The sequence below is a fragment of the Pseudomonas sp. B14(2022) genome (assembly GCF_012030485.1).
In the GTDB taxonomy this organism is placed as follows: Bacteria; Pseudomonadota; Gammaproteobacteria; order Pseudomonadales; family Pseudomonadaceae; genus Aquipseudomonas.
Map to the genome: position 1 here is coordinate 96,925 of NZ_JAAUVM010000013.1, position 13,898 is coordinate 110,822.

The window sequence follows — 13,898 nt, forward strand, 5'->3', positions numbered from 1 at the left end:
TCTCAGCGCTTGCACATAAGGCCCGCCTCGCGCGGGCCTTGTCGTTTCCGGGGTCACCAGTCGAGGGTGATCCGGCTGCGAAAAAGGCGTTCTTCAGCGGTGACCGGGTCGACAAACCGCACGCCCTGGGCCAGCAGCTTGAGAGGGTTGGCGTAATCGTCGACGGCATCCTTGATCACCTCCGGGTAGAACGGATCGTTGCAGATGCTCGCCCCCAGCGCGGTCATGTGCACGCGCAACTGGTGCTTCTTGCCGGTCACGGGAAACAGGCCGTAGCGCCATAAGTCGCCATTCTTTTCCCGCACCTCCACCGCTGTTTCGGTATTGCTGGCGCCCGGGCCCTCCTGCATGCGGAAGAACGGTTCGCCATCCACCAGGCGGCTTTTGTGTACCAACGGGAACGTCAGCCCAGGCAAAGCCGGGGCAATGGCTTCGTAGAATTTATCGATCTGGCGCGTGGGAAACAGCTGCTGATAGGCCGAGCGGCTGGACGGGTTGGCCGAGAACAACACCAGTCCGGCGGTGTGCCGGTCGATACGGTGCAGCGGCACCAGCGCCGGGTTGTCCAGGCGGCGAATCAGGCGGCGCAGCAGGGTTTGCTCGACGTACTCGCCGGCCGGGGTCACGGGTAGGAAGTGAGGTTTGTCCGCCACCACCAGGTGCTCGTCGGCGTAGAGGATGGTTTCCTGCACCGGGATGACTTTTTCGTTGGGTACTTCACGGAAGTAATAGATGCACAGACCTTCCTTGTAGGCCAGGTCCAGGGGGATGGGGTTGCCATTGACATCCAGCACCCGCCCCCGGGCGATGCGGTCCAGCCAGTGTTCGCGGCTGATCGCAGCAAAGTGCTCGCACAGACACTCCAGCACCGTCGCCCATGGGCCAGGTGGCAGGTACAGGGTGCTGGCTTGGTGCTGGGACGCGGAAAAAGCGGATGTGGACATGAAGTGCTCGAAGCCTGGGAAAAACAGGCAGGCATTATCCCGCATGAAGCGGGACTCGGCCTAGGGCGGATCTCAGGCCTTGGCCAATTCCGCCCGCAGGATCGGCGAAGCACTCGCCGCCTCGGTGAACTCCTTGAGCCAGCGCAGCACGTCCACCGCCTCCCAGCGGCCGGGATCGTAAAGCGCGTACAACAGGCCCTGGTAGCCCACCACATCGAGCTGCTTGTGATAACCGGCGCGCTGGAACAACGCTTCGATCTCGGCAAAGCAGGTATTGAAATGCACTTTGTTAAACGGCGTCTTGCCTTCCGTGACCAGGCCGTCGAGGCGCAGCTCGTTCACCGCGTCGCGCACGACATCGGCAGACATGCGATTGACGCTGCTTTTCAGTTGTTCAACATTCACCACGGGCGTTCCCTCTATTCAATCGCTGTACAAACATACAGTAACGTAATATTCGGAAACCCGCCATCGCATAAACGTCAGCGCAGGAAGGCGACAACCTGATCCGCATCGAAGGGCCAATCCAGTTCAGCCCCCGTGTCCACCCGCCGAAGCACCGGAATCCTTAGGCCGTAGGCGTCGGTCAGGTCTTCGGGGTCGGTGATATCAACCAACTCAACCAGCAACCCGCGCTCGACGAGCGGCATGATTTCGGCTTCGGCAATTTCACAAAGATGGCAACCCAGGGTGCCGAACAACTGGCATTCAGGAAGCATGACGAATGGCCCTGATCAGTAAGTAGACAAATATTCTAAGCCTGACAAAAACCTGTGGCGAGCGGGCACGCCACAATAAACCCTGACCCAGATCACCATGGCCTATAACTGATTCAGCGATTCTCGCGGCTTTTTGCCCGCTCACCCTGCAATGGAGATGCTTGTGTTCGCCAACCTGCTGATCATTCTGGCCTCATCCCTGGTGGTGATTGCGCTGTTTCGCCGTCTGCAACTGCCACCCGTGCTGGGCTACCTGTGCGTGGGCCTGGCCGTGGGGCCCACTGCCCTGGACTGGGTGAATGACAGCGAGGATCTGCCCGACCTCGCCGAACTGGGCGTGGTGTTCCTGCTGTTTTCCCTGGGCCTGGAGTTTTCCCTGACCAAGATGCTCGCCCTGCGCCGCGTAGTGTTTGGCCTGGGCAGCTTGCAGGTGCTGGGTTGCAGCGTGCTGCTGGGGGGCTTGTTGATAGCCTTTGGTGTGACGCCGGGCATCGCCTTGTTGCTGGGTGCAGGGCTGGCGCTGTCGTCCACAGCAATCGTCAGCAAGGAACTGACCAGCCTCGGCGAAATCTTCAGCAGCCATGGCCAGAACGCGATCGGTGTGTTGCTGTTCCAGGATGTGGTGGCGGTGTTGCTGCTGACGTTGGTACCGGTGTTCGCCGGCAGCAGCGAGCAGGCCTGGTACTGGGCATTGCCGCTGACGCTGGGCAAAACCGTGGTGTTGTTCGTGGGCCTGTTGCTCGCCAGCCGCTGGTTATTGCCGCGCTTGTTTCATGAGGTCGCCGCGTCCCATTCGGCGGAGCTGTTTGTGCTGCTGGCGCTGGTGATCGTCTTGCTGACCGCTTGGCTCACCCACTTGCTGGGCCTCTCCCCTGCCCTCGGCGCCTTCCTGGCCGGCATGCTGCTGGGCGAAAGCCATTACCGCCATCAGATCGAAGCGGATATCCGCCCCTTTCGCGACATCCTGCTGGGGCTGTTTTTCGTCAGCATCGGCATGCTCATCGACCTGCAGTTGTTCGTCAGCCACAGCCTGTTGATCCTCGGCATGACCCTCGCGCTGATGCTGATCAAAGGGTGTGTGGTGGCTGCGTTGGTCAAGCTGCGCGGCAGCGACAGTGAGACTGCCTGGCGCAGCGGCCTGGCCCTGGCCCAGGGCGGTGAGTTCTGTTTTGCGCTGATGGCGCAGATGCAGCAGAGCCGGTTGATACCCGATGAATTCAACGGCTTGCTGCTCGCCGCTACGTTCTGTTCGATGCTGCTGACCCCACTGCTGTTGCGCGCCGCACCGGCGATTGCCCTACGCCTGCACCGCAAGCCCAACCAACAGGTGCAATTGGAACAGATCACCGCCCTCAACGCCCAATTACAAGGGCATGCGGTCATCTGCGGCTATGGCCGGGTCGGGCAATCCATCGGGCGCTTTCTGCGCAATGAGCAACAGGCGTTTATCGCCCTGGATGACGACCCGGAACGGGTGCAGGAAGCCGCCACCGAAGACAGCAGCGTGCATTACGGCGATTGTCGCCGTGGCGCGTTGCTCAGTGCAGTGGGCCTGGAACGCGCGCGCCTGGTGGTGATTGCCGTGGACAACAGTGATGTCGCCCTGGCGGTGCTCAAGGAAGCACGCCATATCAACCCCGACGTGCCGATCCTGGTGCGCACCCGCGATGACAGCCAACTGGCTGAATTAAAAGCCGCGGGCGCCAACGAAGTGGTGCCCGAGTTGCTGGAGTCGAGCCTGATGCTCGCCTCCCACGCCTTGATCCTGCTGGGCCTGCCGGACCACCAGGTGCAGGCGCGGGTCGATGAAGTACGGCATAACCGCTATCGCCTGCTGCACGGTTTTTACACGCATCCGAGCACCGACGAAGAGGCGCCGATCAATCCTGACTGACCGCACCGATCTTGTGGATCGACAGGTCTGCGCCGTAATACTCCTCTTCCTGGCTCAGGCGCAGCCCGTGCACGCGCTTGATCACGCCGTACACCAGCAGGCCGCCGCCGAACGCGACGGCCACACCGAGCCCCGTGCCGATCAATTGGCTGATCAGGCTCACGCCGCCCAATCCACCCAGCGCCGTCTGGCCAAAGATGCCGCACGCAATCCCGCCCCATACACCGCACAGGCCGTGCAGTGGCCATACACCCAGCACGTCGTCGATCTTCCAGCGATCCTGGGCGGCGATAAAGCACCACACAAACAGCCCGCCCGCGACCACACCGGTGACCAGCGCGCCCACCGGATGCATCAGGTCGGAACCCGCGCAGATCGCCACCAGCCCGGCCAACGGACCGTTATGCAGGAAACCGGGGTCATTGCGGCCGATCACCAGGGCGGCAACGGTGCCACCGACCATGGCCATCAGCGAGTTGACCGCCACCAGACCGCTGAAACCGTCCAGGGTCTGCGCGCTCATCACGTTAAAACCGAACCAGCCGACAATCAGGATCCACGACCCCAGCGCCAGGAACGGAATGCTCGACGGCGCGAAGGCCACCAGGCGCCCTTCGCGGTAGCGCCCGTTGCGTGGGCCCAGCAGCAACACCGCCGCCAGCGCCAGCCAGCCGCCCATGGCATGCACCACCACGGAGCCGGCAAAGTCATGGAAGCTGGCGCCAAACGTCTTGAGCAGCCAGGCCTGCAAACCGAAATTGCCGTTCCACACCATGCCTTCGAAAAACGGATAGATAAATGCCACGATCAACGCAGTGGCGCACAACTGCGGAGCGAACTTTGCACGCTCCGCAATACCGCCGGAGATGATCGCCGGGATCGCTGCCGCAAACGTCAGCAGGAAGAAGAACTTCACCAGGCCATAACCATGATCGGCACTGATCACGGCCGCCGGTTGCATGAAGCTCACACCGTAGGAGATCCAATAGCCTATAAAGAAATAGGCCAGGGTGGAGATGGCGAAGTCGCTGAGGATCTTCGACAGGGCGTTGACCTGGTTTTTCTGGCGCACCGTCCCGACTTCCAGAAACGCGAAGCCGGCGTGCATGGCCAGGACCATGACCGCACCAATCAGGATGAACAGGGTATTGGAACTGTGGACGAGGGTATCCACTGCACTTTGCAAATTTTCCATGGAGGGTGGCAGGCCTGCATTAAGGGCAAAAAGCACCAAAGCGGTTCAAGCCAGGGTTTCGCGCACTAAATTGGCACCACCGGCCCCACCCCTCTTCAGAGGGCATGAACCGCTTTAGCGCAGCGAAAAACACAACAGGCCATTGCCGACAGGGTTTTTCCGCGAGTTTCAGTTATTTAGGGTAAGGTTTTTAAGGCACTGGCCTTAGGCCGCCCAGATTCAGCGCAGGCCCAGGAGCCTGCGCACCAAGGCAAAGCAAAAGCTGTACCACACAATTGCACTGAACCTTCACCGAAGCCGGTGACTCGAAACCACACGTACCGATCAGCCAATCACGGAGATAACCATGGCCAGAAGAACTGCAAAGACTGCTCAAGAAATACTGATGGCGGATTTTCAAACCCTGGTGACTGACACCGAAAGGTTGCTGGACGACACCAAGGTGCTTGCGGGAGACCAGGCCGATGAACTGCGCGCCAAGATTCATGACACGCTGTTACAGGCCCGCGAAACCCTCAAGCAAACCGAAGACTCCCTGCGCGAGCGCGGCCAGGCGGCGGTCACCGCGACGGAAGATTACGTGCAGGCCAACCCTTGGCAGTCGGTAGGCATTGCCGCCGGCGTGGGCTTTCTGATCGGCCTGCTGGCCACAAGGCGCTAATCATGTCTATCGGCGAAACTGGCTCGTCCACGGGTACCACCTCACGACGCCTGGGCGCGGCCGTTCTAGGCTTGCTGCACAGCCACGTCGAACTGTTTGGCATCGAATTGCAGGAACAGAAGGCCCGCACCGTCAGCCTGCTGCTGTTTGCCGGCCTGGCACTGGTGTTTGCCCTGTTGCTGCTGGTGGGGTTGTCGACGCTGGTGATGATCCTGGTATGGGACACCGGCTACCGCCTGACCGGGATCATTTGCCTCTGTGTGTTCTATACCCTGGCCGCCGCCTTCTGCGGGGTGCGCTTGAAAGCGGCAGTGTTCGATGAGTCCACGCCGTTCCACGCCACCCTCGAAGAACTGGCCAATGATCGGGAGCGCCTGCTGCCATGAGCTCGAATGAAACTCAGCAAACCTCCCGCCGGGAAATGCGCAAGGCCTTGATCCGCCTGCGCATGGAGATGCACCGCCAGGAGATTCGCCACGAGTCCCAGCAATTGATGGTGCCGCTGAACAAGGTGCGCAACATGGGCCAAAGCTTTCAGGGCGGCCTGGGCATCAAGCACGCGCCGCTGTGGGGCGTGGCCGCTGTGACGCTGATCGGTTTCTTCACCGGTAAGGGCGCCAAGGGCGGCGGGATCAGCAGTGTGACGCGCCTGGTTCGGCTCGGTGCCGGATTAATCCCGCTGATCAAACTGGCCATGCAAGGCAATTCACGCAAAGGTTGAGCCGGCTGGCTGCATTCTTGCTAACAGAATCGGCCCGGTCCCCGTTTTCGAGGGCCGGGCCTTTTTTCGCCACCTCTCTTAAGGAGGCCCCGTGATCGACGGGCAACCGCTCGCCTGCTTCCAGCCGTTTATCGACACCGCCACCGGTCGCATTGCTGGCGTCGAAGCCTTGGGCCGTCTACGCCAGGCTGATGGTAGTTTGCACTCCGTTGGCCCGTTGTTCGCCGACCCACGCACGCCAGGCGCGACCTTGCGCCGTCTCGACCGGCAGATTCGCGACAATGCGTTAAGCCGCCTGCATGAAGCCCCGCAAGACTGGTTCCTGAGCCTGAATATCTCGCCGCGCTGGATTAACCAACTGCGCCCGGGCCAGGCGCTGCCGAGTCTCAAACAGATTCACAGCCATGGCGTCGACCCGCAGCGCATTGTGTTCGAGATCACCGAACTGGGCGGCGACATCCAGCGCCTGGCCGAGGTGGTGGCACGTTATCGCGAGGCCGGTGCGCGCATCGCCATCGATGACTTCGGCGCCGGCTATTCCCAGCTTGACCGGGTATTGGCGCTGCAGCCGGACATTCTCAAGCTGGACATGCGCCTGTTCCAGCAAGCCGCCAGGGGCGGGCCGAGCAGTGACGTAGTGCGAGCGCTGGCGCAGATGGCGGAAAAGACCGGCTGCTGGATCATTGCCGAAGGCGTGGAAACCGAGGCGCAGCTGAGCTTCGCCCTGGAATGCGGGTCGCGCTATGTGCAGGGCTATCTGTTTGCCCAGGCGCAATTGGACTGGTTCGCCACCGACGCCTTCGTGCCGCGTTTTGACCAACTGCGCGCGGCGTATGTCCAGCAGAAACTGGCCGAACGCGGGCGCATCATGCAACTGCGCCAGCAATTGACCGAACTGATGAAGATCCTGCAATCCTGGGCACAAGCCCAAGCCCCGCTGGATCACTTGCCCCAACTGCCAGCCTTCCCCTGGCTGCTGCGCTTTTACCAGTGCGACCGGCATGGCACCCAGTTGACCCCCAACTTCGAATGGCGCCAGGACGCCTGGCAGGCCGACAGCCGCTATCTGGGCCACAACTGGTCGTGGCGCCCGTACTTCTATCACCTGCTGGCTGAAGGTTGGGAGGAGCGTCGCCTGACGTTGTCCTCGACCTACCGTGACGCCACCACCAACCAGTACTGCCTCACCGCCGGACAATTCTTCCATAACGGTCAGCGCTTGCTGTTAATCGATATCGACGCGGCCGGCCTGTAGATTTTCGCTTGCCCCGTCAGGGCGGAACCGGGAAGCTGGGAGGGTCATTCACCGTACGGAGAGTACCCGCCTTGGATTGGCCCACCCTGCTTACCCGCGAACGCCTTGGAAAACCCCTGCACAGCCCGGAAGAACTCGGCCGCAGCCCGTTTCACAAAGACCATGACCGCATTATCTTCTCCGGCGCGTTTCGCCGCCTGGGCCGCAAGACCCAAGTGCACCCGGTGTCCAGCAACGACCATATCCATACCCGCCTGACCCACTCCCTGGAAGTCAGCTGCGTAGGCCGCTCCCTCGGCATGCGCGTGGGCGAAACCCTTCGCAGCGCCCTGCCCGACTGGTGCGACCCGAGCGACCTGGGCATGGTGGTGCAATCGGCCTGCCTGGCCCATGACATCGGCAACCCGCCGTTCGGGCATTCCGGCGAAGACGCCATCCGCCACTGGTTCCAGCAGGCAGCGGGGCGCGGCTGGCTGGACGACATGAGCACCGCCGAGCGCAATGATTTCCTCAACTTCGAAGGCAATGCCCAAGGGTTCCGGGTACTGACCCAGTTGGAATACCACCAGTTCGACGGCGGCACGCGCCTGACTTACGCGACCTTGGGCACGTATCTCAAGTACCCCTGGACTGCCCGCCACGCCGATTCCCTGGGTTACAAGAAACACAAGTTCGGCTGCTACCAGAGCGAATTGCCGATCCTCGAACAGATCGCCAGCAAGCTCGGCCTGCCGCAACTCGAGGAACAACGCTGGGCTCGCCATCCCCTGGTCTATCTGATGGAGGCAGCAGACGACATCTGCTACGCCTTGATCGACCTGGAGGACGGCCTGGAAATGGACCTCCTGGAGTACGCCGAAGTCGAGTCGCTGCTGCTCGACCTGGTGGGCGACGACCTGCCGCAGACTTACCGCCAACTGGGCTCCCAGGATTCGCGCCGACGCAAGCTGGCGATCCTGCGCGGCAAGGCCATCGAGCACTTGACCAACGCTGCGGCGCGCGCCTTCGTCGAACAACAGGATGCCTTGTTGGCTGGCACCTTGCCCGGCGACCTGGTGGAGCATATGCACGGCCCCGCCAAACGCTGCGTGCTGGATGCCAAGGACATGGCGCGCAAAAAGATCTTCCAGGACAAGCGCAAGACTCTGCACGAGATCGGCGCCTACACCACCCTGGAAATCCTGTTGAACGCCTTCTGCGGCGCGGCCCTGGAGCAGCACGGCGGACGCACGCCGTCGTTCAAGAACCGGCGCATTCTCGACCTGCTGGGCAACAACGCGCCGGACCCTGCGTGGCCGCTGCACAGGTCGTTCCTGCGGATGATCGACTTCATCGCCGGCATGACCGACAGCTATGCCACCGAGATGGCACGGGAGATGACCGGGCGCTCCAGCCCTCAATAGCCTGACTGATCAGGCCGCCTGTTCACTGAACAGAATCTGCCTACGACGGGAACAGAGCGGCCTGATCGAATTCGCACAAGCACCCGAAGAATAATCGCGCACGCTCCGGGCAGGTCTGGTGAACAGTTCCTACGTGCCCCCTATCGACGCTTGACTCACCGTGTGCCTTCTATGCCCAGTTACCCTCTTCGTATCCTGTTGGTGGAGGACCATCCCTTTCAACTGCTCGCCACCCAATGCCTGCTGAGAAGCTTCGGCTTCGAACACCTCGCCCCGGCCGAAAACGCCGAGCAGGCAATCCGTTTGATGACCCAGGCCGAGGCGCCCTTCGACATCATCCTGTGTGACCAGTGCCTGCCCGACCTGCCTGGGCTTGAACTGATTGAAATTGCCAGTCGCCAATGCTTTATCAAGGCCGCCATCTTGCTCAGCGGACTTCCCGAGACAGAACTTTCAGCGTTGCAAACCCAAGCCCTCAAACGTGGCCTGCCATTGCTCGGCTACTTGCCAAAGCCGTTGAATAAAGATGAGCTTGCACATTTGACCCATACATTACTGACGTTATAAATGTAGGACTTTAAACAAATCGTCCGGTCGGAAAATTCTCGCACAACCACCGTAAAGTTCTTGCCATGCCCCTTCAACCCATGCCCCTGCGAAACGTTGACCTGTCGCGTTACAACTCCTTAGAGACAGGTAGGCTTTTACCTTTTTTAATGTAGGAACTTTCCTGTTTTATACCTGTTGCCACCCAAGTTCATGCTTACCCGTCGGCTTCTGAGCTAATGTGCCCGCTTTATTTGTACTTGCATGGAATATGATCATGAACACAGTTTTTATTATTGATGACCATCCCGTTATAAGGCTGGCCATACGAATGTTGTTGGAGCACGAAGAAAATTTCAAAGTAGTCGGCGAAACGGATAACGGATGCGACGCCATACAAATGGTCCGCGAATGCATGCCGGACCTGATCATCCTGGACATCAGCATTCCAAAACTCGATGGCCTGGAAGTGCTTTGCCGCTTCAACGCCATGAACGCCTCGATGAAAACCCTCGTTCTGACGGCTCAATCCCCCACCCTGTTTGCCACTCGATGCATGCGTTCGGGCGCCGATGGCTACGTGTGCAAGGAAGGTGACCTGAGCGAGCTGATGAGCGCCATCCGCGCCGTACTGTCCGGTTACAACTACTTCCCCAGCCAAGCCTTGACCCCCTGCGATGAAAGCGGCAAGGAACTTGAACTGTTCAAGGCCGTTAATGATCGTGAGTTGATGGTATTGCAACTTTTTGCACAAGGCCGTACCAACAAGGAAATCGCTAAAGGTATGTTCCTGAGCAACAAAACAGTAAGCACATATAAAAAGAGGCTGATGCAAAAACTTCAAGCCAAGTCCTTGGTAGAACTTATCGAGATGGCAAAACGAAACGCGCTAGTGTGAGAAAGCGGATGCCCAGGCGTATAAAGGACTATTTGATTATATTGAGTGCCGGTTTGTGCTTCAGCACCGCCGTACCTGCAACCCTTCCAGCAAGCCCGGAGCATTTCAACCTATTGAGTCGCGCGAGCTCCGTGCAGCTGGAGCCCCACCTGAACAAGGCCCAGCGCCAATGGCTCCAGAACAAACGCGAACTGGTACTGGGCGCGGCGTTTCCTGACTACCCGCCTTTTGACCTCACCTCCAGCGGGCGTGACTATGAGGGACTCACCGCCGACTACGCCGGCTTGCTGGCAATGGCGCTGGACGTGCCGGTAAAAGTGTTGCGCTACCCCTCTCGGGAGGCCGCCATTCGTGCCCTCGAAGCGGGGGATATCGACCTACTGGGCTCTTCCAACAGCTTTGAAGCGGCAAACCCCAACCTGACCCTGTCGGAGCCGTACGCCGTGGACCGGCCGGTACTGGTGACCCGCGAAGGCGAAACTCGCAGCCTGAATGATGGGCTGGCAGGCATGCGGCTGGCACTGGTCTATCACTATCTGCCACTGCACGAGGTGGAAAAGCTGTACCCCAAGGCAATCATCCGTGCCTACCCCTCTTATCAAAACGCCTTGAATGCAGTGGCTTTCGAGCAGGCTGACGTTTTTCTCGGCGATACCATTTCCACCCACTACATGATCAACAAGGGTTATCTGAAAAACATTCGCATGGCTAACTTCGGTAGACATGAAGCCTATGGATTCAGCTTTGCAATGCCCCAGGACCAGCGAATGCTGTTGAGCATCGTCGACGCCGTACTGAGGGCCGTGCCCACCTCCGAACGGGAAACGATCGCCAAACGCTGGAGTGCCGGCAGCGACATCCTCTTGACCGACCAAAAGCTGCAGCTGACCCTTCGCGAAGAACGTTGGCTGAGAGAAAACCCAGTAGTCAAAGTGATCGTGAACCCCACCTTTGCGCCGCTGACCTTCTTCGACGCCGATGGTAACTTTCGCGGCATTACGGCCGACCTGCTGGAGTTGATTCGCCTGCGCACAGGGCTGCGCTTCGAAGTCCAGCGCGGGCGTGATGTGAACACGATGATCGAGCACGTAGAGACCGGCAAAGCGGACATCATCGGAGCAGTCATCCCCAGCGTCGAGCGAGAAGCCCAACTGAACTTCAGTCGTCCCTATCTGGAAAACTCCTACGTGATGTTGACACGCAAGGACGGCCAGGCACCTACAGGTCTGGAGGAAATGGAAGGCAAGCGCCTGGCGGTCACTCAAGGCAGTCCACTGAAAAAATTCCTGCGTGAGCACTTCCCAAAGATTCAGTTGGTAGAAACCGGCGACACATTCAAGTCAGCCGAACTGCTGGTACAAGGCCATGTAGAGGGCGCAGTTAATACGCTGGTGGTCGCCAATTACTTCCTGTCCTCGCAGATGCTTCAGGACAAGATTCAAATCAGCTTCAGCATTGGCACGATGCCGGCCACCTTCGGGCTGGCGACATCACGCAGCGCCACCGAACTCAGCTCGATTCTCGACAAGGCTTTGCTCAGCATCGCACCGGATGAACTGGGCGTGATCAACAGTCGTTGGCGCGGCTATACCGCCGCCTCAGACAGCTACTGGCGTGATTATCACCAACTGATTGCGCGCATCATCATCGGGACCGGGCTGCTGCTGCTGATCTCCCTGAGCTGGAACGCGTACATGCGCCGCCAGATCAAGCACCGGAAAATGGCCGAGCGCGCCCTCAATGATCAGTTTGAGTTCATGCGCGCCCTGGTCAATGAAACCCCGCACCCGATCTACGTACGTGACAACAAGGGGTTGCTGCAGACCTGCAACGACAGTTACTTGCAGGCGTTCGACGTCAAGCGCGAAGACGTGATAGGTAAAAGCGCGGTCCAGATCAGCACAGCCCTCGCAGTCGAGGCGGCGCAATACCATGCCGACTATCAGCGCGTGGTGGCCGAAGGCAACCCGCTGATCCTGGATCGCACCCTGCATATTCGCGGAAAAAAACTGACGATCTACCACTGGATCCTGCCGTACCGCGACTCCGTCGGTGAAGTTCAGGGCATCATCGGTGGCTGGATCGATATCAGTGAACGACGCCAGTTGTTCGACGAACTTCGCACCGCCAAGGAGCGAGCCGACGAAGCCAATCGGGCCAAGAGCACGTTCCTCGCCACCATGAGCCACGAAATCCGCACGCCGATGAACGCGGTGATCGGCATGCTCGAACTGACCCTCAAGCGGGCGGACCAGGGCCACCTCGACCGCCCCGCCATCGAAGTTGCCTACAACTCGGCCAAGGATCTGCTGGAGCTGATCGGCGACATCCTGGACATCGCACGGATTGAATCCGGTCGCCTCAGCCTGGCACCGGAACGCGTGAACCTGAGGGAGGTGATCGAGTCGGTAGTGCGTGTCTTCGACGGCCTGGCACGCCAGAAGACCCTTAGCCTGTTGCTGGAGTTCACGCCTGATCTTGAACACACCGAAGTCCTGATCGACCCACTGCGCTTCAAGCAGGTGCTGTCCAATCTGATCAGCAATGCCATCAAGTTCACCGAACGTGGCCAGGTAAAGATCAAGGTGGAAGTATCAGCCACCGAATTGCCGCAGCAGGTCGAGATGAAACTGGTGGTGGAGGACACCGGCATCGGTATCAGCCGGGACGACCAGATGCGCCTGTTCGAACCCTTTGCCCAGGCGGACAACTCAGGACAGTTGGCCAGGAGCGGTGCCGGCCTTGGGCTGGTGATCTGTCGCAGCCTGTGCGCCATGATGGGCGGGCAACTGAGCCTGAGCAGCGTGCCCATGGTGGGCACCCAGGTGCATGTGAACCTGAAGATGAATCGCCTGCAGGCAGCGCAGGTAGTCGACGAACTCAAGCCTGCCGCAACCACAGATGTGCCTGTGCTCAATGTGCTGGTAGTGGACGACCATCCGGCGAATCGCCTGTTGATGTGTCAGCAGCTCGGCTACCTGGGCCACCAGTTCACCGCCGCCCAGAACGGCGCTGCCGGCTTCCAGGCCTGGCGCCAGGAGCACTTCGACCTGGTAATCGCCGATTGCAACATGCCGATCATGAATGGCTACGAGTTGAGCCGTTCGATCCGCGAATACGAGCAACGCGAACAGCTGACGCCTTGCGTAGTACTGGGTTTTACGGCCAATGCCCAGCCAGAAGAGAAGCAACGCTGTGCACAGGCGGGCATGGATGACTGCCTGTTCAAGCCTATCAACCTCACGGCGCTGGAGCGGCAACTGGCAAAGATCAGCCCCCAGCCCACCGGCCTGATCCTGGACATCGGCAATTTCGAGGCCCTTACCGGTGGCGATCCACATATGTGCCGCCTGCTGCTGAAGGAGTTGCTGAGCAGCAGTCGCCAGGATCGCCAGGAGTTGGTCGCGTTGATGGCTGCGCAGACCGGCGTCGAGGACATCATCGAACAGGCTCACAAGATCAAGGGAGCCGCTCGCATCGTTCAGGCCAGTGCGCTGGCCTCGCAGTGCGAAGCCCTCGAACAGGCCTGTGCCCGGGGCGATGATCGGCCCCTGATCGAAGCGAGTGTGAAGTCCCTGGAGAAGCTGATGCTGGAGCTGGAGAGGATGCTGCAAGTGCGGCTTGACGAGCTGGATGGCCAATAAGGGGCGGGCGCGCCCCCT

The 13,898-nt window shown here is 60.0% G+C and carries 13 protein-coding genes; 9 read left to right on the forward strand and 4 right to left on the reverse strand.

Features of this window, described 5'->3' with window-relative positions:
* Positions 1-53: 53 nt before the first annotated feature.
* The 3 genes from HCF10_RS19400 to HCF10_RS19410 all read right to left on the reverse strand — a co-directional run bounded on the left by HCF10_RS19400 (position 54) and on the right by HCF10_RS19410 (position 1,663).
* Entirely contained in the window at positions 54-944 is an 891-nt protein-coding gene (locus tag HCF10_RS19400) for a pseudouridine synthase (RefSeq protein WP_131699499.1), read from the reverse strand.
* A 72-nt stretch (positions 945-1,016) separates the two neighbouring features.
* Complete coding sequence (locus tag HCF10_RS19405; protein ID WP_010565034.1) at positions 1,017-1,352, reverse strand: hypothetical protein; 336 nt, start codon at positions 1,350-1,352, stop codon at positions 1,017-1,019.
* 74 nt (positions 1,353-1,426) lie between these two features.
* The gene (locus tag HCF10_RS19410) at positions 1,427-1,663 is read right to left on the reverse strand and encodes a glutaredoxin family protein (RefSeq protein WP_131699500.1); all 237 of its coding nucleotides are present in this window, start codon (positions 1,661-1,663) and stop codon (positions 1,427-1,429) included.
* A 157-nt stretch (positions 1,664-1,820) separates the two neighbouring features.
* On the opposite strand from HCF10_RS19410, the gene HCF10_RS19415 reads away from it, so the two are divergent.
* Positions 1,821-3,557 carry a cation:proton antiporter gene (locus tag HCF10_RS19415; protein ID WP_205885751.1) on the forward strand — a complete coding sequence of 579 codons (1,737 nt, stop codon included), beginning with the start codon at positions 1,821-1,823 and terminating at the stop codon, positions 3,555-3,557.
* Here the strand turns inward: HCF10_RS19415 and HCF10_RS19420 are convergent.
* Positions 3,544-4,752: an ammonium transporter gene (locus HCF10_RS19420; RefSeq protein WP_167656197.1), complete on the reverse strand. Its 1,209-nt coding sequence runs from the start codon at positions 4,750-4,752 to the stop codon at positions 3,544-3,546. The two genes, HCF10_RS19415 and HCF10_RS19420, sit on opposite strands and share 14 nt — an antisense overlap.
* 346 nt (positions 4,753-5,098) lie before the next feature.
* On the opposite strand from HCF10_RS19420, the gene HCF10_RS19425 reads away from it, so the two are divergent.
* The 8 genes from HCF10_RS19425 (at position 5,099) to HCF10_RS19460 (ending at position 13,880) form a co-directional block, all read left to right on the forward strand.
* Entirely contained in the window at positions 5,099-5,413 is a 315-nt protein-coding gene (locus HCF10_RS19425; protein ID WP_012723021.1) for a DUF883 family protein, read from the forward strand.
* A 2-nt stretch (positions 5,414-5,415) separates the two neighbouring features.
* Positions 5,416-5,799 carry a phage holin family protein gene (locus HCF10_RS19430; RefSeq protein WP_033901397.1) on the forward strand — a complete coding sequence of 128 codons (384 nt, stop codon included), beginning with the start codon at positions 5,416-5,418 and terminating at the stop codon, positions 5,797-5,799.
* Positions 5,796-6,134 carry a hypothetical protein gene (locus HCF10_RS19435; RefSeq protein ID WP_131699502.1) on the forward strand — a complete coding sequence of 113 codons (339 nt, stop codon included), beginning with the start codon at positions 5,796-5,798 and terminating at the stop codon, positions 6,132-6,134. The genes HCF10_RS19430 and HCF10_RS19435 overlap by 4 nt, the downstream gene beginning before the upstream one ends.
* Before the next feature lie 91 nt (positions 6,135-6,225).
* A complete protein-coding gene (locus tag HCF10_RS19440) occupies positions 6,226-7,389 on the forward strand; it encodes an EAL domain-containing protein (RefSeq protein ID WP_131699503.1) in 1,164 nt (387 codons plus the stop codon).
* A gap of 71 nt (positions 7,390-7,460) precedes the next feature.
* Positions 7,461-8,792 carry a deoxyguanosinetriphosphate triphosphohydrolase gene (locus HCF10_RS19445; RefSeq protein ID WP_145338064.1) on the forward strand — a complete coding sequence of 444 codons (1,332 nt, stop codon included), beginning with the start codon at positions 7,461-7,463 and terminating at the stop codon, positions 8,790-8,792.
* A 171-nt stretch (positions 8,793-8,963) separates the two neighbouring features.
* The gene (locus HCF10_RS19450; RefSeq protein ID WP_131699505.1) at positions 8,964-9,359 is read left to right on the forward strand and encodes a response regulator; all 396 of its coding nucleotides are present in this window, start codon (positions 8,964-8,966) and stop codon (positions 9,357-9,359) included.
* 256 nt (positions 9,360-9,615) lie between these two features.
* Positions 9,616-10,236, forward strand: a complete 621-nt coding sequence (locus HCF10_RS19455) for a response regulator transcription factor (protein WP_065939963.1) — start codon at positions 9,616-9,618, stop codon at positions 10,234-10,236.
* Positions 10,237-10,244: 8 nt separating this feature from the next.
* Positions 10,245-13,880, forward strand: coding sequence for a transporter substrate-binding domain-containing protein (locus tag HCF10_RS19460; protein ID WP_131699506.1), 3,636 nt, complete (start codon positions 10,245-10,247; stop codon positions 13,878-13,880).
* Positions 13,881-13,898 lie beyond the last annotated feature (18 nt).

Excerpts from the sequence above, each read along its gene's own strand:
- HCF10_RS19400 (WP_131699499.1), bottom strand. The coding sequence starts at position 944 with ATGTCCACATCCGCTTTTTCCGCGTCCCAGCACCAAGCCAGCACCCTG.
- HCF10_RS19410 (WP_131699500.1), bottom strand. The coding sequence starts at position 1,663 with ATGCTTCCTGAATGCCAGTTGTTCGGCACCCTGGGTTGCCATCTTTGT.
- HCF10_RS19415 (WP_205885751.1), top strand. The coding sequence starts at position 1,821 with ATGCTTGTGTTCGCCAACCTGCTGATCATTCTGGCCTCATCCCTGGTG.
- HCF10_RS19420 (WP_167656197.1), bottom strand. The coding sequence starts at position 4,752 with ATGGAAAATTTGCAAAGTGCAGTGGATACCCTCGTCCACAGTTCCAAT.
- HCF10_RS19425 (WP_012723021.1), top strand. The coding sequence starts at position 5,099 with ATGGCCAGAAGAACTGCAAAGACTGCTCAAGAAATACTGATGGCGGAT.
- HCF10_RS19430 (WP_033901397.1), top strand. The coding sequence starts at position 5,416 with ATGTCTATCGGCGAAACTGGCTCGTCCACGGGTACCACCTCACGACGC.
- HCF10_RS19435 (WP_131699502.1), top strand. The coding sequence starts at position 5,796 with ATGAGCTCGAATGAAACTCAGCAAACCTCCCGCCGGGAAATGCGCAAG.
- HCF10_RS19450 (WP_131699505.1), top strand. The coding sequence starts at position 8,964 with ATGCCCAGTTACCCTCTTCGTATCCTGTTGGTGGAGGACCATCCCTTT.
- HCF10_RS19455 (WP_065939963.1), top strand. The coding sequence starts at position 9,616 with ATGAACACAGTTTTTATTATTGATGACCATCCCGTTATAAGGCTGGCC.
- HCF10_RS19460 (WP_131699506.1), top strand. The coding sequence starts at position 10,245 with ATGCCCAGGCGTATAAAGGACTATTTGATTATATTGAGTGCCGGTTTG.